The sequence below is a fragment of the Empedobacter sp. GD03739 genome (assembly GCF_029843245.1).
Classification (GTDB): domain Bacteria; phylum Bacteroidota; class Bacteroidia; order Flavobacteriales; family Weeksellaceae; genus Empedobacter; species Empedobacter falsenii_B.
In genome coordinates, this window is record NZ_JAOCHX010000015.1 from 26,497 (window position 1) to 47,259 (window position 20,763).

The window sequence follows — 20,763 nt, forward strand, 5'->3', positions numbered from 1 at the left end:
AAAATTTGTTGAAGAAAACCGGACCGAAAATGAAGAAGCATATATACCTTACAACAATTATTATCGCAAGTTTATTCTTGACGTCTTGTGGAAGTAGTAAAGTAACTTCGTATAAGAAAACTGGTTCTAAAAAAGTTTATACTTCTTCCAAAAAAAACGAATCTATAGAGGTTTTTCGTTCTAAAAATGCTGATGATAGTGCGCCTCGTGATATAAATAAAATTCTAAAAACTGCAAAATCTTACTTAGGAACACCTTACAAATATGGTGGAGTTACGAAAACAGGTTTCGATTGTTCGGGATTGGTATATATAAGTTTTAAAGAAATGAATTTAGAATTGCCTCGTCGTTCGAGTGATCAAGCTGAATATGGAAAAGAAATTACAATCGAAAATGTTAAAATAGGTGATTTAATATTTTTTAATACTTCAGGAAATTCAATCTCTCATGTAGGTATTGTAGAAAGTATTAATCATGACGGATCAATCAGTTTTGTACATTCTTCAACTTCGAAAGGTGTCATCATTTCTTCCCTTGATGAAAATTATTGGAAAACTAGATTTGTAAAAGCGGTTAGACTTTTATAACTTGACGTGTGCTTAAAAAAAGAACTATATTATTAACTTTTTTTGGATTACTATTTTTTAGTTTATCCATAGTTGTTAATGCTCAAGAAGATAGTGTCAAAATTGATACAGTTAGAATTGAGAATAAAAATCATTCTAAGTTTAGAAAGTTTTACCAAAAATTATTATTCAAGAAAAAACCAACGAGTTTTCCTATTCAGCCCAATAATAATGTAGGTGATGGAAAATATCAAGGAAAAATTATTCGAAATATTTACTACAAAACACAAGACCCTTTCGGATATTCTTTGCAGGACACGACAAGAAAACCGACAAAATGGATTGAAAGAACTGGAAATACACTACACGGGAAATCTAAGCAATTTGTGTTGCGCCAAAATATGTTGTTAAAGCCTGGAGATAGATATGATTCTGTTAAGGCAGCGGAATCCGAGCGTTTGATTCGTACCAATCGTTCTATTCGTCGAGTAGAGATTAAGGAAGAAGCTGTCGGGAATGATTCGGTTGATTTATATGTCAATTCAATTGACTCTTGGAGTATGTTTATCACAGGTTCGGTTTCGAGCTCGAAAGCTGGGATTCGCATTCGTGAGCGAAATTTTTTAGGTTTAGGACATGTGTTTGATAATCGTTATCGTCACAATTACAAAACAGGAAATTCGTTGTATCAATTTAATTATACGGTTCCAAATATTGCTCAAACTCGAATTATTGGGAATGTACGTTATTTCAAAAATGAAGACAATCATTATACAAAATCAATCAGTTTTGTACGACCTTTTTATTCGCCATTAGCGCATTATGCAGGTGGAGTTTCGGTTGGACAAGTGTATTTTAAAGATTCATTAGATTTCGAAAAACCTATTTTGGTTGATAACCATTTCAAATATAATTACCAAGATTATTGGTTGGCAAGAGCGTTTAGAATTGATGATGGTCATTCAGAAAATATTACCAATTTTATTGTCTCAGGGAGATTTTATGATCGATCTTATACCGAAACACCAACTCCAGAAAACGATCCTGTGAACTTTTTTTCTGACCAAACGAATTATTTAGTAGGGATAGGAATTTCTTCGAAACGATATATCAAAACAAAATATATTTTCAATTATGATATTGAAGAAGATATTGCGATAGGAAAATCATTGGGAATTATAGGAGGTATTCAAAATATTCGTCAAACTGATCGTTATTATCTCGGTGGAAAAGCATCTACTGGAGGTTTTCTGAATACTGGTTTTTGGGGATTTGGAGTTGAGTTTGGAGGATTTTTTAATAAAGGAAAATTTGAACAAAAAACGCTGTCTGTAGAATTACAATATATGGCAAAATTGATAAATTGGGGAAAATGGAAGTTTAGAAATTTCATGAAAACTAATTATCTTTTGGGACATGATCGTTTAGATTCTCCTGCGGATCAACTTTCGCTTCATGAACATGATTATTTGGGAATGGCAGGTTTCAAATCGGATAGAGGGTTAACAGGTCAACAGAAATTAATGTTCGAGTATCAATTGCAATCTTATACGCCTTACGAGTTTTTAGGATTTCGTATTTCGCCATTTTTCAATGCGATGGTTGCGGCAATTGGAGATAACAAAAAATTTATACTGAATAATAATCCAATTTATTCGCGTTTTAGTTTGGGTGTGATGTTGACAAATGATTATTTTGTGTTCAACAATATTCGTTTTTCATTGTCGTATTATCCATCAATTCCTGCACAAGGCGATAATCTAATCAAGACAAATTTGATCGATAATAGAGATTACCAAATGATGGATTTCGACTTCTCAAAACCAAATTATATTCGTTGGAATAGGTGGGATTAAGATATAAAAAAAGCTTGAAGATTTCTTCAAGCTTTTTTTATGTCTTAATATTTTTTATTTCACTTGTCTGGAAACAATCCACGAAACCAAGCTTCCCAAACCTAAAACAGTTACAATAACTGCAACAAAGTTTTCGACAGAAAAGATAAATGGAAACGGAACAGTTGGCGAAGCCATAACCAAACCAAAATCTATTTGTAATAATCCAATAACAGAGGCGATTAATAAACCTGTTGTCATCGCAATAAAGGTGATAATAAAACCAGTTTGGAAGAAAATATTACGAATGTTTTTTCGTGATAATCCAAAACTATACATCGTCTGAATTTCTTTCTTTTTATCCAAAATCAAGATAATAATTGTTCCTGCCAAATTGAAACATGCAATGATAATGACTAACGTGAAAATCAAATAACTGATTAAATTTTCCATATTCATTACTTTCAAGAAAGCTGAATCTAAATCTTGTCTAGTTTCGATTTTATAATGAGAACCTAATGCTTTTTGAAGTTGAATTTTCACTTCGTTAAACGATTTTTTTCCAGTTGTTTTTACCTCAATTGAATAACATTGATTTTCATTTAACAACAATAATTCTTGCGCCAAACCTAAAGTCGTAAAGACGTGTTTGTCGTATTGTTCGTTCAAAATAAACACGCCAACGCTGTACGCATCTTTGCGTGTAAAAGCATCACTTTCTTGTTTTATTAAACCTGTTCCAGCTTTTGGCATCATCAAATCTGCTGGCGTTATCGGATCGATATAAAGTTGCAAACGCTCTGCAATTCCATTCGAAACAATAAAATTATCATCGCGATTAAAATCTAAATATTGTCCACCATAAATCACCGTATCTAAACGCGTAACTTTGGTAAAATTTTCGTCAACACCTTTCAAATAGGCAATATCTTGCTTTCCTTTGTAATCGATGTAGACTTTTTCTTCGATGATTTTAGAAAAAGCTTTGACATCTTTTTGTTGCTTTAATTGATCCACAACAAAAGTTAAACTGTCCAATACTTTTCCTTTCGAAGGTGATATTTTAATTTCAGGATTTACATTGCTATAATACTTTAAATTCATTTTTTCTAATCCCGAAAAAACGGATAAAATAATGAACAAAGCCGCTGTAGCAACCAAAATAGCACCAACAGCAATCGATGTAATAATGTTTACGGCGTTTGTATTCGTTTTCGAAAAAATGTAGCGTTTCGCAATGTAAAGTGAAATGTTTCTCATTATAAGATTGGATTATTTCCTTCTCCTCTTAGCGCTTTGTCGATTTTATCCATTTCGTCTAACGAATTATCTAAAATGAAAATTAATTCTGGTGTAATACGCATTTGTTTAGAAGCACTTTTTGATAAAATTCCTCTAAATAATGGTGTATTCACTCTAATTTCTTTGAAAATTTCGTCTTTTTGAGTACTTGGAAAAATACTTACATAGATTTTAGAAACGCTTAAATCTGGTGTTACTTTTACTTCTGTAACACTAATCAAATTTCCAGGGAATTCCTTTACAGCCCATTTTCTAAAAGCTTCTGCTAATTCTTCTTGAAATAATTTACTTACTTTTTGTTGTCTATTGCTATCCAATTCTATTCATTTTTATAAGACCGTAAAATTACTGCATTTTTTCGTGATTAAAAACATTGATGAATTGAATTAAGTTCTTTGTAAATTTGTTTTAATGAAAAAAGATATCGAAACTTCAGAAGATGTTGCTTTATTGGTAAATACGTTTTACGATAAAGTGCAAAAAGATGATGTCATTGGTTACTTTTTTTCGGAAGTTGCAAAGGTAAATTGGGACGAACATTTGCCGCATATGATTCAGTTTTGGGAAACTGTTTTATTAGGAAAAGCAACTTTTGAAGGTTGGCCAATGCGAACACATTTGGTTTTGAGTCAGAAAGAGAAATTAAAACCGCATCATTTCGAGCGTTGGATTGAATTGTGGTACGGAATAATTGACGAAAAATTTGAAGGAGAAATAGCAAATGAAGCAAAAAATAGAGCAAAAATTATGCGTGATTTAATTCTTTTCAAAATTGACCAAATGGAACAAAAACAAGGGTTTATTCAATAAAAAAAATGCAGCTTCATAAAAGTTGCATTTTTTGTATAATTTGATTAATGATTGAAAAATTATTTCGCAATCATGATTAATTTTTTATTGATAAACTCCATAATTCCAGCTTTAGAAAGTTCGCGTCCGTAACCCGAATGTTTCACACCACCGAAAGGTAAATCTGGGCTTGAAGAAACTTGTTTGTTTACGTAAACCATTCCCGAATCTATTCTGCGAGCGATTTTCTCCGCATTCGGAACATCTTCTGTATAAATAGAAGCACCTAATCCATAAGGCGTGTCATTCGCAATTTTGATTGCTTCTTCTACATCTTTCACTTTCCAAATACAAACCACAGGTCCAAAAACTTCTTCGTCATAAGCCTTCATTCCAGGTTTTAAATCTGTCAAAATTGTTGGTTGTAAAAAGAAACCATCACGATCAATACGTTTTCCTCCCGAAACAATTGTTGCACCTTTATTAGCTGAATCATTAATTTGATCCAATAATTTTTCTAATGCACTTTCCGAACTTACAGGTCCCATGTTAGTATCTGTCTGTGTAGGATCACCAACTTTCATTCCGTTTACATAATCCGTAATTTTTTTCAAATATTCGTCGTAAATACCTTCTTGTACAATAATACGTTTCGAAGAAGTACACGCTTGTCCAGCATTACGTAAACGACCATTAATTGTTCCGTTCATCACTTTTTCGATATCCGCATCATTCAAAACAATCATTGGATCAGAACCACCAAGTTCTAAAACTGAAGGTTTTACATTTTTACCAGCGATACTTGCAACCACTGCACCAGCAGCTTCGGAACCAGTTAAAGAAACACCAACAATTTTTGGGTTATTGATAATTGCATCTGTGTCTTTTCCTGACATCAACAAGTTTTTATACAAACCTTTTGGAGCGCCAGCAGCTGTAAACATTTCTTCGAAAGCGATTCCACATTGCGGAATATTAGAAGCCGTTTTCAAAACAACTGTGTTACCAGCCATAATGTGAGGTCCAGCAAAACGCGCAATTTGAGAAAAAGGGAAATTCCAAGGCATAACACCTAACAACACACCAATTGGTTCTGAAACCACATAAGCGTCACCTTTTTCTGTTTGTAAAGGAACATTTGCCAAGAATTCTTCAGCATTATCTGCATAATATTCGATAATATTTGCACTATAATCAATTTCGATTTCGCTCTCATAGAGTGGTTTTCCCATTTCTGTTGTAATCAAAGCAGCTAATCGAGTTTTTTGCTTGCGCATTTCGTTTGCGACACGTTTCATAACAGCTTTTCTTTCTTCGAAAGATTCGAATCGCCATGTTTGATATAATTCGTTTGCGTCGTCTATATATTGATTGATTTCTTCGCTTGTGTAGGCTTGAAATTCTTTTTCGATTTTACCTGTAGCAGGATTTAATGTTCTGATTGAACTTGCCATTTCACTCTTTATTTAATGTATACAAAGTTGTAGCAATTCTCGTTCCTAACAAAACTTTTGGGATAAATAAAACTGATAGTTGATGAGATTTTAGAAGGTTTGAACAATAAAGTAAGTATAAATGAACAATAGAAATTAGAAGAATGATTATTTATCTAAATCAGTTGCTGAATTTGTTCGTGATAAAAACCAAATTGTTCCGTTTTTACTTTTCATTTTTTTATTTGCTAAAATAATTCCTAATATTAATCCTGTTAGAATGAAGATAGAACCAATAATTAAATTAGAAATTGATTTATTTTGAAAATAAATCAACAATCCAATTATGAAGCCAATAATAAAGGGTGATATAAAGATTTGAATCCAACCATAAAGTTCTGCAATAAATTCTAGATTCTTTTTCATAAAGTAAATATTTATGATTGATTAAAATTATCAAATCTTAATAGAACAATTCGTTCAAAATAAAATCATTCTTTTAAAACGGTAAATTATCGTCGTCGTTGTTCATCGAACTTGTGAATTCTCCGCCGAAATCTCCAAAAGCATCAGAAGGATCGATAGCAGATAAATTCATGGTACTTCCCATTTCTTGAGAACCATCATTCATCGAGCTTTGAATTTCGAAATCTCCACCAAATGAAGTTTCTAAATCGGTAAATTTAGCTTGCTCATTAATGAATCGTAGACGCACATTTTCTAACGCACCATTACGGTGTTTAGCAATGATAAATTCGGCTTGACCAGCGCAAGGTTCACTTTCATCATCCCAATATTCTAATTTATAATATTCGGGACGATAAATAAACGAAACGATATCGGCATCTTGCTCAATCGCTCCAGATTCACGTAAATCCGATAATAATGGACGCTTGCTTCCTCCACGAGTTTCTACCGAACGAGATAACTGCGAAAGTGCAATAACAGGAATACTTAACTCTTTTGCGATTGCTTTTAAGGAGCGCGAAATCATCGAAATTTCTTGCTCACGGTTTCCATTTGCTTTTCCACCAGCAGTCATTAACTGTAAGTAGTCAATCAAAATCATTTTTACACCATGTTGAGAAACCAAACGACGCGCTTTTGCTCTTAAATCGAAGATAGAAAGGGCAGGCGTATCGTCAATGTAAAGCGGTGCATTTTCAAGACCTTTTACTTTTGTATATAATTGTTTCCATTCGTGATCGGCTAATTTTGCTTTACGCAATTTTTCACCCGAAATTCCAGTTTCACCCGAAATCATACGCGTAATCAACTGAACAGAAGACATCTCTAATGAAAAAACAGCAACTGGAATATTTTTGTCCACCGTCATATTTTTCGCCATCGAAAGGATAAAAGCGGTTTTCCCCATACCAGGACGAGCGGCTAAGATAATCAAATCCGATTCTTGCCAACCCGAAGTAATTTTATCAATTTCTGTAAATCCAGAAGATAAACCAGACATTCCTTCTTTGGTAGATTGGGCTTTAATTTTGTCAATCGCTTCTGTAACTAAATCTCTTGCTTCCGAATAACTACGCTTGATTCCACCTTCTGTAATTTCGAATAATTTCGATTCAGAATAATCCAGTAAATCAAATACATCGGCAGTATCATCGTATGATTTTTCAATGACTTGATTCGAAATTTCAATTAAACGACGAAGAATATATTTTTCTTGAATGACACGAGCATAATACTCCACGTGTGCAGAAGAAGAAACTTTTTGCGTTAATTGAATCAAATAATAATCACCGCCAACACGATCTAATTTGCCTTCACTTTTCAACTCATTCGAAACCGTTAATAAATCAATAGGTTCTGAATCGTTAAATAATTTTTGAATGACAGCATAAATCGCTTGATGCTCTGGACGATAAAAAACTTGCGGTGTAAGAATGTCAATGACTTCATCCAACCCTTTTTTATCAATCATCATCGCACCAAGTACAGCTTGCTCTAAATCAACAGCTTGTGGAGGAAGTTTACCTTTCTCTAAACCAATGACATTGTGCTTGTTAGCTGGTATTTCGGGATTATAATTTGCTTGTTCCATAAGAGTTTCAAAATTAAATAAAAAAACGAGATATAACTAATTTTATATCTCGTTTTAAAATTGTATATTCTACAATAAGTATTATTGTAAAACAATATTTTATCCTGAAAATTCTCCGAATTTGATGTAACGTTCTTGACGTTGTTGTTGTAATTCTTTTGGAGAAAGTTTTTTCAATTCGTTGTAAGTGTCTAAAACTTTATTTTTCAAGTTTGTGTACGCAACTTCTGGTTTGTAGTGTGCTCCACCAAGCGGTTCTTGAATGATGTCTTCAATTAATCCTAATTCTAACATATCAGGACCAGTTAATTTCATTTGCGAAGCAGCTTGCTCTTTGTAATCCCAACTTCTCCATAAAATTGTAGAACAGTTTTCTGGTGAAATTACAGAATACCAAGTGTTTTCTAACATGAAAACTTTGTTCCCAACTCCAATTCCTAATGCTCCACCTGAAGCTCCTTCACCAATTACAATTGTAATGATAGGAACTGTAAGTTTCAACATTTCGTAGATGTTTTTAGCGATAGCTTCACCTTGACCTCTTTCTTCAGCTTCTAAACCAGGATATGCACCAGGAGTGTCGACTAAAGTCAAGACAGGAATATTAAACTTTTCTGCTAACTTCATCAAACGTAAAGCTTTGCGGTAACCATCTGGATTAGACATTCCGAAACGACGATATTGTCTTTCTTTGGTATTTTTTCCTTTTTGTTGACCAATAATCATAAAAGTTTGACCATTGATTTTTCCCATACCACCAACCATTGCTTTATCATCAGCAAAAGTTCTATCTCCGTGAATTTCGATAAACGTGTTATCTGTGATCGCGTAAGCGTAGTCTAAAGTATAAGGGCGAGAAGGATGACGAGACAATTGTACACGTTGCCATGGCGTTAAATTACCATAGATTTCCTTCTTTTTATTTTCAATTGCAATTTCAATTTCAACGCAAGCCTGTTTGATGTTAACACCGCTTCCTTCGCCGACGATTTGACAGCTTTGTAACTGTTCTTCTAAATCTTTGATAGGTTGTTCAAATTCTAAATATTCCATACAAAAGTGTTTGTTCAATCCAACAAATATAGAAAAGGTTTTTAAGCCAATTATAATAAATGTCGAATGTTTTTCAGATTTTTTACAAGTATTTTAATTTCAAAAGATAAAAAAGCGTCTACAGATTAGACGCTTTCATCGTGTATTTGATCTAAAATTAGATTTTTTCGATAATCATTGCAGATGCTCCACCGCCACCATTACAGATAGCTGCACCACCAATTTTTCCTCCGTTTTGCTCTAAAACATTTAATAATGTAACCAAAATTCTTGATCCAGAATTTCCAAGTGGATGACCAATAGAAACCGCACCACCATTTACATTGACTTTAGAAGCATCAAGGTTTAATAATTTAGTATTTGCAATTCCAACAACTGAAAACGCTTCGTTAAATTCCCAGAAATCAACATCAGCAGCTGTCATATTTGCTTTTTTCAATAATTTTTCAACCGCTTTAGCTGGTGCAGTTGTAAATTTTGAAGGTTCTTGAGAAGCATCAGCATAAGCAATAACTTTTGCAAGAGGTTTTAATCCTAATTCGTTTGCTTTATCTAAAGACATTAATACTAAAGCAGAAGCTCCATCATTAATTGTAGAAGCATTTGCAGCAGTTACAGTTCCGTCTTTAGAGAAAACAGCGCGCAAACCTGGAACTTTATCAAAGTTTACATTTTTATATTCTTCGTCTTCTTTAAAAATAACTGGTTCTCCTTTGCGTTGAGGAATTTCTACAGGAACAACTTCGTTGTCAAATTTTCCAGCAGCCCAAGCAGCAGCAGATTTTTTGTAAGAATTAATTGCAAACTCATCTTGCTCTTCACGAGAAATATTGAACTCAGTTGCACAAGTATCTCCGAAAAGTCCCATCATTTCTTTGCTGTAGTAATCTTGTAAACCATCGTTCACAATTCCATCTAACAAAACAGTATTTCCGTATTTATTTCCAGTTCTTGCATTTGGTGAATAGAAAGGAACCATCGACATGTTTTCCATTCCTCCAGCAACTACAACATCTGCGTCACCTAAACGAATTGCTTGTGTAGCAAACATTACAGCTTTCATACCAGAGGCACAAACTTTGTTTACCGTTGTTGCAGGAATTGTATTTGGTAAACCTGCTTTTATCATTGCTTGCTTAGCAGGTGCTTGTCCTTCACCAGCTTGCAATACATTTCCCATATATACTTCATCAACCAAAGATCCATCTAAGTTGATTTTATCTAAAGCTCCTTTAATAGCTGTTGCGCCTAAATCTGTAGCTGGAACGTTAGATAAACTTCCCAAAAAAGATCCCATTGCTGTACGAACAGCTGAAACTATTACGACTTCTTTCATTTAATTTGTGATTTGTTGTTTTTATTATGATAACTTAATAATGCAAGATATAAAATTTATAGTAGTATTAATTTGATTTACTTTTTAAAGATTTTTTAAATTTGTTATTGACTTAATACAGATAATTGATTTTTTTTGTTAAAATGATAATTATCTTAGAATAGAATATTTTTTGAAGAATAAAATGATTAAAATGCTGAAGATAAAAATGATATTATTTGGTTTGATTTCGTGTTTTGTAATTACAATCGGAAATGCGCAAACCTTTGATCAAAAATATTTTAAATCAATTTTAGATTCGCTTACGTCAAATTCGTTTGCTGGCAGAGGTTATGTAGAAAATGGAATGACAAATGCTGGAATTTATTTACAAAACGAATTTCAAAAAAATGGATTGAAGTCTTTTTCTAATCGTTATAATCAAACATTTACTTTTCCGATTAATATTATCAAAGATGCAAAACTGAAAATTAATGGAAAAGAATTAAAATATGGAATTGATTTTATTGTAAAGCCAAGTTCTAAATCAATTTCGAAAACCAATTCACCTTTTTATATTTTTGACACAAAAGCCTATGTGGAATCTTTTCAGTCGAAAGATAAAACGAGGGATTTTATTGTGAAAGATGATGAATCGCAAAAAGGAAAACATATTATTTTGCCGCCTTTAGTGACTTCTGTAGATTCTATTCAGAAATATTACAAACAATGGGCGAATATTTATGAGAAAAATGAAAATAAAAATCGAGCGATTTTTAGATTTACATCAGATAAATTGACTTCAAGTCTTAGTCAACGACAATCTTCTATTTCAGAATTTATTATTTCGGATAAATTTTATTCTAAAAATTTAAAAATAAACGATTATTCTATTGATTCAGAGTTAAATAATTCATTCGAAGCAAATAATATAATTGGTTACATTGACGGAAAGAACAATGATAGCGTAATTGTGATTTCTGCTCATTATGATCATTTAGGGAAAGTTGGACAAACTATTTTTCCTGGAGCGAGTGATAATGCGAGCGGAACTGCAATGATGATGGCGCTGATGAAGTATTATTCAAAACATCAGCCTAATTATAGAACAGTTTTTATGGCTTTTGCAGGTGAAGAAGCGGGGATTTTAGGCGCAGATTATTATGTTAATCATCCTCTTTTTCCATTGAATCAAATCAAATTTTTAGTCAATTTAGATATTATGGGAGCGGGCGATCAAGGAATTCAAGTTGTGAATGGTAAAGTTTTTAAAAATCAATTTGAAAAATTAGTTGAATTCAATCAAACAAATAAATACCTAAAAGAAGTTAAAATTCGAGGAGAATCGTGTAATTCCGATCATTGTCCGTTTTATTTGAAAGGTGTTCCGTCGTTTTTTTTTTACACATTAGGAGGAAAAGGTTTTTATCATGATCCCAATGATACAGCTGAAAGTTTGGATTTGAGTTCCTCTGAAAAAGTATATAATTTGTTGAAAGCTTTTATTGATAAGCTATAAAAAAATAATCCGTTCAAAGTGAACGGATTACTAACCAACCTAAACTACTATAAAAAACTCTAAAAAGTAAAAAGAGTGCGAGTAATTCCAAACTTCATAAATCAATTTCGTTATACTCGTTGTTACTCTTTGTCTTACTATCTATGAATAAATTATTTGACACTGCAAATGTCTAACTTTTATGTCTTGTTTGGAAAAATTGTAAAAGATTTTATTTATAATAGTTATAGAGAATATTTATAATAAACGTTTGTTGTCGGATATTAAACTTTGTATTAATTTGTTAAAAACAAACAATAATAGTTAAAGTGTAATTGTATGAAAGCGTACTTTAACACCTTTTTAACTATTTGTTTACGAAAATATGATGAAATGATAAGATTTGAAATCTTTTCAACTAAATTTGATTTTTGAATCGTAAAGACTTCATAAATTTAAACAAATTTTAAACCAAAACGCCAAAATGAGACTTTTTTTATTGGTTTTTTCCTTACATATTGTGTTATTTGTTGATGCGCAAAATGTTAACCCAAATCAAATTCGAACAAAAATTTACGATACTATTTTACAAGATATCCAAAAACAAAGTTTAGAATTTCCGAACAAAAAAATTGTGGTAGATCCTACGATTAATAAGTTTGAAGATTATAAAATGGACGAATTTGGGCTGAAATTAGATTCGGCGAAATATCTACAAGACACTTCAATTTGTTCTAAATTAACAACCTATAAATGCGTTTCGAAATTTGAGATTGATAATTATTCGATTACCAATGTTTACAAAGATGAAGCAGATGCGTTATATCCTGACTTTTATGGGATTTATGCACCAATCGATTCGTGGTACAATTTGATTTATTATGCGGCTGTTAATCATTTTGAGAAGGATAGAGAATTTCAATTTAACGTCTTAATTCCAGTTCGAAATGTGCAAATGAAAAATAAAACGATGAAGGAAAAAATGTTCTTTTATAACGTTTTGTTTGATGAGCAATTTAAGATTCTAAAATTTGAAAAATTATTATTAAAACATTAAAATTCAATCAGAAAAGTTGTAAATTAGCAAGACTCAAATTTTTAATTGATGTTAAACGTTAGCGCTTATATAGACGAGCTTTTGCAGTTATCAAAAGGCAATTTACGGATTTGCCGTATGAATTGGTGGCTTTTAAAATACGAAGATGAATTTGAGAAAGCAATAGAACAAACGTCTTGTAAAAAGTGGCAAAGATGGCTTTATAATGGCGAACATCCGTATCCGTGTGTTTGTCCAAAGCGCGAAAAATTATGTGTTTTTATTGATTTATATCGCGAATTGGATCGTTTGACACAAGTGCAACGTTTAGAGAATTTTTTTCACGAATATTTTCAAAAATTTGAGTTGATTAAAGATTCAAAAGAATCTTTAAAAAACTGGATGAATGATATTCGTCCAACGATTTCGTCCATTTATTTATTGTTGGATAAGAATGATAATCTAAAGATTAGATTTTATAATTCGGATCCAGTTTTGGAAGTGAATATCAATAAAAATGATTATAAATACACTTTGTTGTGTTTGGATATTTTTAACTACAACATGTATGTAAGAGGCATGTAAATGAAAAGAGAGTTGACAAAATCAACTCTCTTTTTTATGAAATAATAGATTAAATATGGCTTATTTAATTAAACCAATTTCTCTTAAACGCTGAGTCAAGAAATCTCCAGCTGTAATATCTTCAAATTGTTTTGGATTTTCTTCTGTTACACAATCTTCTAAAACAGATAAATCCATTTCAGAAACTGGATGCATAAAGAATGGAATAGAAAAACGAGATGTTCCCCATAATTCTTTCTCTGGATTAACCACTTGGTGAATTGTTGATTTTAATCTGTTGTTTGTGTGACGAGATAACATATCACCAACATTAATCACCAATTCGTCGTCAGCAGCAATAGCATCAACCCAAGTTCCATCGTGACGTTGCACTTGTAATCCACGACCTTGCGCTCCCATTAACAATGTAATCAGGTTAATATCACCGTGGGCACCAGCACGAACTGCATCTTTAGGCTCTTCTGTGATAGGAGGATAGTGAATTGCTCTCAAAATAGAGTTTCCGTTTTTTACTTTATCATCAAAGTAAAACTCGTCTAAACCTAAGAATAAAGCCAAAGCACGTAAAACGTAAACTCCTGTTTTTTCTAATTGTTTGTATGTTTCTTCACCATAAGTGTTAAAACCTGGAACTTCATTTACATCAACATTTTCTGGATAGTTGTATTTCGCTTTATCTTCTTCAGATAAATACTGCCCAAAATGCCAAAATTCTTTCAAGTCACCAACAGTTCTACCTTTTGCATGTTCGTTACCGAAAGCTGTATAACCGCGTTGACCACCAATTCCTTCTACTACATAACTTTGTTTTGTTTCTGTAGGTAAAGCGTAAAATTCGCGAACGCTTTTATATAAATTTTCAACTAATTCGTCAGATAAAAAATGTCCTTTCAAAGCAACGAATCCTATTTCTTCGTATGCTTGACCAATTTCGTTGACAAATTTTTGTTTTCTTGCAGGATCATCAGATAAAAAGTCTGCTAAATTAACCGATGGAATTCCGTTTTGTGACATTTATATTTTGTTTTATAAAATTTCTTTTGCAAAGGTATAGAAAGATTTCTTTTGTGAATAATATTGTTAATAACTTTTTTGGGTTGCTATTGGTTTGATTTAAAATTAAATCGTTTAAATGATTTTAATTGGTTAAAACTGTTGTTGTAAGTGAAATATGATTTTATATCTGAATTTTTTAAATTTTTATATTAATAAATATAATTTATTAAAATTACATTATAAATAGTTATTAATAATAGTTGTTTTAAATAATATGAATTAATTTTAAGAATATGAAGAAATATTTATTTGTATTTTTTGTTTGTATTAGCATAATGTTGTTTTCACAAGAGTCTATAAAAACTCCTTTGATATATCTAAGTTGTAAAAAAGTTGAACAGAAGGGAAATGAGGAGTTGAATAAATGTTTTAAACAAAATTTTAGAAAAGATTTTTATAAAATGGTAAGTACGGAATTAAGGTCGAGAAACTTAATTACAAATTATCTTCTTAAAGCTGAATTCAATTTTACTTTTGATGAAAATGGTGTAATTTCTATTTCTGATTTTGAAGGAAGTGAGGATACGAAAGATATCTTAGAAAAGTCTTTATTTAGATTAAATGAGAGAATTAAAGGAGGTAAATATAAAATTATTCCAGCAAAGAATAATGAAGGGAAATTTATAAAAACCACTATAAAAGTTCCATTTCAATATGCATTTGTGAGAAGTTAATTATTAATCTTCTTTCTAATCGTTATCAATCATTCTATATTTGCAAAAATATTTATGATGAAAGATCAATTTTTTCAATATATACAAGACTTACAAAATAAAATTATTACTAAACTTGAACAAGTTGATGGTAAAGCTAAATTTTTAAGAGATAGTTGGGAACGCGAAGAAGGCGGCGGAGGTCTTTCATGTGTTTTAACTGACGGAGCTGTTTTTGAGAAAGCTGGCGTTAATATTTCAAAAGTTTATGGAGAATTACCAGAAACAATGCAAAAAGCGCTAAATGTTTCATCAGGTAAATTTTTTGCTTGCGGATTGAGTTTGGTTATTCATCCAACAAGTCCACATATTCCGACGACTCATGCGAATTGGAGATATTTCGAAATGTATGACAAAGAAGGAAATATTGTTGATCAATGGTTTGGAGGTGGTCAAGATTTGACACCATATTATTTGGATGAAGAAGATGTGATGCATTGGCATATGATTTGTAAAAAAAGTTGTGACGCGCATGATGCAGCTTTTTATCCGAAGTATAAAGAAGAATGTGATAAATATTTTTGGAATACACATCGTGAAGAAGCACGTGGAATAGGAGGTTTGTTCTTTGATTATCTGAAACCAACTCCAGAAAAAACAGTTGAACAATGGTATGATTTTGTAACAGAAGTAGGAAATTCATTTTTAGAAGCCTATATTCCGATTGTTGAAAAGCACAAAAATGATGAATTTTCTGATGAACAAAAGGAATGGCAAGAAATTAGAAGAGGTCGTTATGTGGAATTTAATCTAATTCATGATAGAGGAACTTTATTTGGTTTGAAAACAAATGGACGAATAGAATCTATTTTGATGAGTTTGCCAAAACATGTACAATGGCACTATAATCACCAACCAGAAGAAGGTTCGGAAGAATATAAATTAGTCGATGTTTTGAAACATCCAAAAGATTGGATTTAATCAATAAAATATAAAATGCCTGAACATTTGTTCAGGCATTTTTTTAATCTTCTCTCGATCCGTCATCTGCCATTCTGACCATTTTAGGTGTAAAAGTAGCCACAACATCAACCAGATCTTGTTGTGCAGCCATTACTTCGTGAATATCTTTATACGCCATCGGCGCTTCATCTTTTCCGCCTCCAATTAGTGTAATTCCAAAATCATTCAAATAATCGTTTATCTTGTTTTGTGATAATGATTTAATTGCTTGTGTTCGGCTCATCTTTCGACCAGCACCATGAGAAGCCGAATGAATAGAATTTTCTTCACCTTTTCCGCGAACCAAAAATCCTGGCGCAGTCATTGAACCTGGAATAATTCCCATCACATCTTTAGAAGCTGGTGTTGCACCTTTTCGATGAACAATTACTTCTTCGCCATTGTAAATTTCTTTCCAAGCAAAATTATGATGATTTTCTACTTTCGCTATAACTTCTGCACCGATAGATTTTGCAATTTTTTGATGAATAATTTCGTGACAAGCCGAAGCATATTCACCTGCTAAATTCATGGCAATCCAGTATTCTTGACCTTCTGCAGAATCCAAATCCAAATAAGCTAAATTTTGTGCTTTGTATGGTAGTTTACATATTTCTTTAGCTATTTTAGTATAATGTCCAGCGATTGTAGCACCGAAACCTCTCGATCCAGAATGCGTTAATAACGCTAAATAAGAACCTTTTTTAATGTTCAGTTTTTCATCATCTTCTTTGAAATCAATCAAACCAAATTCTACAAAATGATTTCCGCCACCAGAAGAACCCAATTGCGACCATGCCTTATCTTTTAGATTCTGAATAAATGAATTCGTCTCAAATTTTGCATCATCCAAAATCTGATGTTCTGCTTTGTATTGACCATGAAAACCATGTCCAGCACCAAACTTTGTATTTTTCATCAAAGTTTCTTTTAACGAATCGTGATGTTCAAAATAATGAGAAGCAGGTAAATCATAAATCGATAAAGCCATTCTACAACCAATATCAACGCCGACACCATAAGGAATAATTGCATTTTTTGTTGCTAAAACTCCGCCAATCGGTAAACCATATCCTTGATGCGCATCTGGCATTATTGCGCCAGCAACTGTTACAGGAAGTTTCATGGCAACTTTCATTTGTTCTAAAGCACCATCTTCAATATTTTCTGCACCATAAATGTTGAAATCGTTCGGATTTTCATTCAATTCAATTAAGTTTTCATCTTGTTGAGGTAAATGAATTCCATTGATAAAACCATTTGCAAGCGTTTTGAAAATTTTATCTTCTAAGAAATCTTGGGGAGAAGATAAAACTTGCGCATATTTATCAAGCATTTCTGCTTTTGTGTAACCATTTCTTTTTTTGTTGATTTTTAAGGCAATTCCTAAAATTTCATTTTCAGGATAACCCAAGGCAATCAAATCATTTCCATTGATTGGTTTATTTTGTTGTTCATTTGTTTTCATATAATTTGGTTCTAAGGTTGATTAAAAAATTTTCTATTTTCGAAGAGTTTATTTCGGTTGGAAGAAAATTTAGTTTAGATTTTTCTTCAATTTCTTGTCGTAAATTTTCAGCTTTTTCGATTACTTCTTCATAAGAAAAATCTCCGCTTTTTATTGCCAATAATTCGTCGCGATCTTCTGTTCGTTTTACATTTATATTTCCTGTTTCCACTAATTCTTTCGCAACTTTTAATAGGCGAATCGTGTGCATCATATTTTTACTATCGTAATTTTTTTCATGTGCAATATTTGTTGTGTAACGATCTTCATTTCGCAATTTTATCCAATCCCAATATTCTTTATATTGTTTACAATAAGTGGAATATTCGTCTTTTTGGAAAATGAAATAGGCAATTGGTTTTTCATTTTTAGGAATTTCACTCAAACGAATATCATCATTATTTTCATCTTTTACGATTCCTTTAAAATTCGATTTTTCGTTGTAATAAAGCGCAAATAAATCTTTTGAATGATTGATCTTACTTAATCCACAAAATGCTTGTTTGTAAGAATTTGAAAACATCCAATCAGCGAAAGAAATAGTTTTGTTATCATCAATAATATAACAAAAATCAAGAACTATTTTTCTGTTTTTATCTATTGGATTTAGAAATTTCTTGTTTAAACCTTTTGCTTTTTTGATTTGACTCAATGCATATCCAACAAATGTTTTCTCAACTTCTGATGTGATAAAATCTTTGTAATTTAATTCATCTAACAAAGGCGATTTGTACAAAATATATTCTTCTGGAGTCGCTAAAATTTCTAAACAACTTGGATTATTTTTCAATAACAATTCAATAAATCGACCGATTTCGTAATACAGAATATCATTGGTTTCGTTGCTAATTTGTGCTTGATATTCGAAACCATAAAATTCATTTTTAGGTAAATAAAAAATGCCACGAATATCAGTGTCCGAATTTTTAGTTGCCAAATTATAGGCTTTGCTTCCGCTTATACATTCAAATAGAATTAAATTTTGACTTTTTAGATCTTCTATTGTTAGTTTCATTTTGTTACGGTTTTAATGAAAAATACATTGATTTTGTTTTTATCAAATTCAATTTTTGGTAATTTTTCGGTTTCGATTTTTAATTCATTTTTCAAATTAATTAACCAATCGAAAAGTTCATCATTTTTCGAAATTCTAAAACTTTCATCAACATTTGCTTTGATTTCAAGATATTTATCCACTCGGTTTTCGATTGTTTTATCTCCGATTAAATGTTTTAATTTTTCAAATTCCATCGGAGGAATTGTTTTATTTTCTACAATCCATTTCGCTGAAAGAACCGAACGTAAAGTATAAAACAAACTTTTGAGTTTAATTTCGTTTTGATGTTCCATTTCAATCAATCGCTTTGTTGTAATTCCCAAATAATGCATGGTAACTTTTTGAGAATTGAATTGTGAAGCAGCTAAATTGAACAATTCTTTTTCGAAAATTTCATCAGAAATATAATGAATCGGAGATTGTAAATATTCGTTAATACTCGAATTTGATTTCAACATTAAGCGCAAAACTTTTTGAATATCCCAACCTTTAAAATCCAGTTCATCTATAATTTCTAAATCAATAAAATCATCAATTGGGTCAATTTTTAGATAATCTTCAATTTTTCGTTTGTAAATAAATCGAACATCGTAATCGCTGTCAGTAGAAGGGAAGCCCCAAGCGCGGCTCCCAGATTCTATAGCAAAAAGAATTTTGACGTTATATTTATCTTCTATTTCTTTTAATTTATTTATAATGATTGGTTTCATTTCGTAAACATTGTTTTTAGTTCATTTAACACATTCGATCCGCCAGAAATTGAGATTTCTCCCACTTTATCAGCAATTTTTTCGATGTATTCCATTTCTTTCAATTTCCATAACGTTTCGTTTTCTTCCATCAATTTTGCTGTGTTCAACAAACTTCTTGTCGAAGCAGTTTCCTCACGACGCGTAATCGAATTGGCTTGAGCCGTTTTTTCGGCAATCAAAACGCGGTTCATAATTTCTCTTATTTCTCCTGGAAGAATAATGTCTTTCATACCTGCGTCAATCAATTTTAGACCAATTTCTTGGAATTGAGCTTGATATTTTTGAATGATATAATTCGTTACCGAATTTTTATCCGACATCAAATCATCAAAATTCATGTTTCCAATAAATTCTCTCAAACCTAATTGAATCGCTTGATAAATCATTTTTTCGAAATCTTTGTTCGATTGATAAGCGTTCAACAAATCAGTAATTTGATAATTTACCATAAAATTGATTCGCAATTGCGCTTTATCTTTTGTCAAAATTTCTTGTCCCGAAATTTCAATTGTTTGCGGACGCATATCAAAAGAAACCATCGAAATTTTTGTTTCGTTGTTGTAAAATTGGTATTCACCAGCTTTTAAAACCGAATCAAATTCATTGTCTTTGAACAAAATTCCTTCGAAATATGGTACAACAGAAATGATATGAATTGCACCCGCTTTTCTCAAAATATCAATTTCTCTTTTTGTTAAATTTTTAATTTCTTCAGTAGAATTCAAATCAAATTTTATCGCTTTTAATTGAGTTGAATTCTTCCAAATCATCACGTTTTTATTGTAAAACGAATCATAGATTTGATTGTTTTTGTAAATAATCAACACTTCGTTATGTAATACTTCGATAAAATCTACCATCGATTTCAATGTTTCATTTTCTAAAAACATTGTGTGGTATTTTTCATCAATTATTTCGTTGATGTTTAATTTTTCGATGTTTTTATTAAAGAAAATCCAATAATTTCCTTTTGAGTAAATTTTATCTACTTCGTTATTTTTGATATAGATTCCAATTTCTTGGTTGTTAATTGCTAATTTTTTCATTTTATTATTTTTTATAGGTTTTTACTATTTTTTTTGTCATTCTGAGCCTGTCGAAGAATCTTTATTATGAGATACTGAAACGAGTTCAGGATGACTATTTTTTAATTCTATTCTCGATACAATTTTTCTTTATTTTCATTTCGAAAAATCACTCGAATTGACGAATTATTGTCATTCTGAGTTTATCGAAGAATCTTTTTCTAAATTTTTTAATTAAAA

At 31.4% G+C, this 20,763-nt stretch carries 20 protein-coding genes; 8 read left to right on the plus strand and 12 right to left on the minus strand.

The genetic code is table 11. The features are described from left to right. Positions 1-29: 29 nt before the first annotated feature. Together N5E64_RS06685 and N5E64_RS06690 are read left to right on the plus strand one after the other, a co-directional pair. Entirely contained in the window at positions 30-587 is a 558-nt protein-coding gene (locus tag N5E64_RS06685) for a C40 family peptidase (RefSeq protein ID WP_280036543.1), read from the plus strand. A gap of 8 nt (positions 588-595) precedes the next feature. Further along, entirely contained in the window at positions 596-2,422 is a 1,827-nt protein-coding gene (locus N5E64_RS06690; RefSeq protein ID WP_280036545.1) for a hypothetical protein, read from the plus strand. Between the two features lie 54 nt (positions 2,423-2,476). Here N5E64_RS06690 and N5E64_RS06695 read toward each other — a convergent pair whose 3' ends face one another. Beyond that, positions 2,477-3,661, minus strand: a complete 1,185-nt coding sequence (locus N5E64_RS06695; protein WP_125349036.1) for an FtsX-like permease family protein — start codon at positions 3,659-3,661, stop codon at positions 2,477-2,479. Beyond that, positions 3,661-4,020: a 30S ribosome-binding factor RbfA gene (gene rbfA, locus N5E64_RS06700; RefSeq protein WP_038334637.1), complete on the minus strand. Its 360-nt coding sequence runs from the start codon at positions 4,018-4,020 to the stop codon at positions 3,661-3,663. The genes N5E64_RS06695 and rbfA overlap by 1 nt, the downstream gene beginning before the upstream one ends. A 94-nt stretch (positions 4,021-4,114) precedes the next feature. Here rbfA and N5E64_RS06705 point away from each other — a divergent pair, with 94 nt between their 5' ends. Continuing rightward, complete coding sequence (locus N5E64_RS06705) at positions 4,115-4,513, plus strand: group III truncated hemoglobin (RefSeq protein ID WP_019975256.1); 399 nt, start codon at positions 4,115-4,117, stop codon at positions 4,511-4,513. Positions 4,514-4,572: 59 nt separating this feature from the next. On the opposite strand, the gene N5E64_RS06710 is transcribed toward N5E64_RS06705, so the two are convergent. The 5 genes from N5E64_RS06710 to N5E64_RS06730 form a co-directional block, all read right to left on the minus strand. Beyond that, a complete protein-coding gene (locus N5E64_RS06710) occupies positions 4,573-5,946 on the minus strand; it encodes an NAD-dependent succinate-semialdehyde dehydrogenase (RefSeq protein WP_280036549.1) in 1,374 nt (457 codons plus the stop codon). Positions 5,947-6,093: 147 nt separating this feature from the next. Then, entirely contained in the window at positions 6,094-6,351 is a 258-nt protein-coding gene (locus N5E64_RS06715; protein WP_125349038.1) for a hypothetical protein, read from the minus strand. Positions 6,352-6,424: 73 nt separating this feature from the next. Next, positions 6,425-7,984, minus strand: a complete 1,560-nt coding sequence (gene dnaB, locus N5E64_RS06720; RefSeq protein ID WP_125349039.1) for a replicative DNA helicase — start codon at positions 7,982-7,984, stop codon at positions 6,425-6,427. A 99-nt stretch (positions 7,985-8,083) separates the two neighbouring features. Then, positions 8,084-9,037, minus strand: a complete 954-nt coding sequence (locus N5E64_RS06725) for an acetyl-CoA carboxylase carboxyltransferase subunit alpha (RefSeq protein WP_038334644.1) — start codon at positions 9,035-9,037, stop codon at positions 8,084-8,086. A 157-nt stretch (positions 9,038-9,194) separates the two neighbouring features. Continuing rightward, positions 9,195-10,373 (minus strand): thiolase family protein, encoded by a 1,179-nt coding sequence (locus N5E64_RS06730; RefSeq protein WP_115001279.1) that lies wholly within the window; start codon positions 10,371-10,373, stop codon positions 9,195-9,197. A 193-nt stretch (positions 10,374-10,566) separates the two neighbouring features. On the opposite strand from N5E64_RS06730, the gene N5E64_RS06735 reads away from it, so the two are divergent. The 3 genes from N5E64_RS06735 (at position 10,567) to N5E64_RS06745 (ending at position 13,471) form a co-directional block, all read left to right on the plus strand. Then, positions 10,567-11,871: a M28 family metallopeptidase gene (locus N5E64_RS06735; protein ID WP_280036553.1), complete on the plus strand. Its 1,305-nt coding sequence runs from the start codon at positions 10,567-10,569 to the stop codon at positions 11,869-11,871. 463 nt (positions 11,872-12,334) lie between these two features. Beyond that, positions 12,335-12,907: a hypothetical protein gene (locus tag N5E64_RS06740; RefSeq protein ID WP_125349041.1), complete on the plus strand. Its 573-nt coding sequence runs from the start codon at positions 12,335-12,337 to the stop codon at positions 12,905-12,907. 117 nt (positions 12,908-13,024) lie between these two features. Continuing rightward, positions 13,025-13,471 carry a hypothetical protein gene (locus N5E64_RS06745; protein WP_115001277.1) on the plus strand — a complete coding sequence of 149 codons (447 nt, stop codon included), beginning with the start codon at positions 13,025-13,027 and terminating at the stop codon, positions 13,469-13,471. A 60-nt stretch (positions 13,472-13,531) separates the two neighbouring features. On the opposite strand, the gene N5E64_RS06750 is transcribed toward N5E64_RS06745, so the two are convergent. Further along, on the minus strand, positions 13,532-14,485 hold the full coding sequence (locus tag N5E64_RS06750; RefSeq protein ID WP_115001276.1) for an isopenicillin N synthase family oxygenase: 954 nt from the start codon (positions 14,483-14,485) through the stop codon (positions 13,532-13,534). 443 nt (positions 14,486-14,928) lie between these two features. Here N5E64_RS06750 and N5E64_RS06755 point away from each other — a divergent pair, with 443 nt between their 5' ends. Further along, positions 14,929-15,201 (plus strand): hypothetical protein, encoded by a 273-nt coding sequence (locus N5E64_RS06755; RefSeq protein ID WP_280036558.1) that lies wholly within the window; start codon positions 14,929-14,931, stop codon positions 15,199-15,201. A gap of 57 nt (positions 15,202-15,258) precedes the next feature. Further along, the gene (gene hemF, locus N5E64_RS06760) at positions 15,259-16,161 is read left to right on the plus strand and encodes an oxygen-dependent coproporphyrinogen oxidase (RefSeq protein WP_280036560.1); all 903 of its coding nucleotides are present in this window, start codon (positions 15,259-15,261) and stop codon (positions 16,159-16,161) included. Positions 16,162-16,204: 43 nt separating this feature from the next. Here the strand turns inward: hemF and N5E64_RS06765 are convergent, their stop codons facing one another. Genes N5E64_RS06765 through N5E64_RS06780 form a run of 4 tightly spaced genes read right to left on the minus strand, consistent with a single transcriptional unit; the run spans position 16,205 to position 20,544 of the window. Further along, positions 16,205-17,650, minus strand: a complete 1,446-nt coding sequence (locus N5E64_RS06765) for an RtcB family protein (RefSeq protein ID WP_115001273.1) — start codon at positions 17,648-17,650, stop codon at positions 16,205-16,207. After that, positions 17,637-18,704 (minus strand): DNA polymerase beta superfamily protein, encoded by a 1,068-nt coding sequence (locus N5E64_RS06770; protein ID WP_280036565.1) that lies wholly within the window; start codon positions 18,702-18,704, stop codon positions 17,637-17,639. Before N5E64_RS06770 ends, N5E64_RS06765 begins: the two co-directional genes overlap by 14 nt. Then, the gene (locus tag N5E64_RS06775) at positions 18,701-19,456 is read right to left on the minus strand and encodes a nucleotidyltransferase domain-containing protein (RefSeq protein ID WP_180906203.1); all 756 of its coding nucleotides are present in this window, start codon (positions 19,454-19,456) and stop codon (positions 18,701-18,703) included. Before N5E64_RS06775 ends, N5E64_RS06770 begins: the two co-directional genes overlap by 4 nt. Next, positions 19,453-20,544 (minus strand): slipin family protein, encoded by a 1,092-nt coding sequence (locus tag N5E64_RS06780; protein WP_280036569.1) that lies wholly within the window; start codon positions 20,542-20,544, stop codon positions 19,453-19,455. Before N5E64_RS06780 ends, N5E64_RS06775 begins: the two co-directional genes overlap by 4 nt. Positions 20,545-20,763 lie beyond the last annotated feature (219 nt).

What these genes read in the sequence shown, in the direction of transcription:
- N5E64_RS06685 (WP_280036543.1), top strand. Translation starts at nt 30, where the DNA reads ATGAAGAAGCATATATACCTTACAACAATTATTATCGCAAGTTTATTC.
- N5E64_RS06695 (WP_125349036.1), bottom strand. Translation starts at nt 3,661, where the DNA reads ATGAGAAACATTTCACTTTACATTGCGAAACGCTACATTTTTTCGAAA.
- N5E64_RS06705 (WP_019975256.1), top strand. Translation starts at nt 4,115, where the DNA reads ATGAAAAAAGATATCGAAACTTCAGAAGATGTTGCTTTATTGGTAAAT.
- N5E64_RS06710 (WP_280036549.1), bottom strand. Translation starts at nt 5,946, where the DNA reads ATGGCAAGTTCAATCAGAACATTAAATCCTGCTACAGGTAAAATCGAA.
- N5E64_RS06715 (WP_125349038.1), bottom strand. Translation starts at nt 6,351, where the DNA reads ATGAAAAAGAATCTAGAATTTATTGCAGAACTTTATGGTTGGATTCAA.
- dnaB (WP_125349039.1), bottom strand. Translation starts at nt 7,984, where the DNA reads ATGGAACAAGCAAATTATAATCCCGAAATACCAGCTAACAAGCACAAT.
- N5E64_RS06725 (WP_038334644.1), bottom strand. Translation starts at nt 9,037, where the DNA reads ATGGAATATTTAGAATTTGAACAACCTATCAAAGATTTAGAAGAACAG.
- N5E64_RS06730 (WP_115001279.1), bottom strand. Translation starts at nt 10,373, where the DNA reads ATGAAAGAAGTCGTAATAGTTTCAGCTGTTCGTACAGCAATGGGATCT.
- N5E64_RS06735 (WP_280036553.1), top strand. Translation starts at nt 10,567, where the DNA reads ATGCTGAAGATAAAAATGATATTATTTGGTTTGATTTCGTGTTTTGTA.
- N5E64_RS06740 (WP_125349041.1), top strand. Translation starts at nt 12,335, where the DNA reads ATGAGACTTTTTTTATTGGTTTTTTCCTTACATATTGTGTTATTTGTT.
- N5E64_RS06745 (WP_115001277.1), top strand. Translation starts at nt 13,025, where the DNA reads ATGAATTGGTGGCTTTTAAAATACGAAGATGAATTTGAGAAAGCAATA.
- N5E64_RS06750 (WP_115001276.1), bottom strand. Translation starts at nt 14,485, where the DNA reads ATGTCACAAAACGGAATTCCATCGGTTAATTTAGCAGACTTTTTATCT.
- N5E64_RS06755 (WP_280036558.1), top strand. Translation starts at nt 14,929, where the DNA reads ATGGTAAGTACGGAATTAAGGTCGAGAAACTTAATTACAAATTATCTT.
- hemF (WP_280036560.1), top strand. Translation starts at nt 15,259, where the DNA reads ATGAAAGATCAATTTTTTCAATATATACAAGACTTACAAAATAAAATT.
- N5E64_RS06765 (WP_115001273.1), bottom strand. Translation starts at nt 17,650, where the DNA reads ATGAAAACAAATGAACAACAAAATAAACCAATCAATGGAAATGATTTG.
- N5E64_RS06770 (WP_280036565.1), bottom strand. Translation starts at nt 18,704, where the DNA reads ATGAAACTAACAATAGAAGATCTAAAAAGTCAAAATTTAATTCTATTT.
- N5E64_RS06775 (WP_180906203.1), bottom strand. Translation starts at nt 19,456, where the DNA reads ATGAAACCAATCATTATAAATAAATTAAAAGAAATAGAAGATAAATAT.
- N5E64_RS06780 (WP_280036569.1), bottom strand. Translation starts at nt 20,544, where the DNA reads ATGAAAAAATTAGCAATTAACAACCAAGAAATTGGAATCTATATCAAA.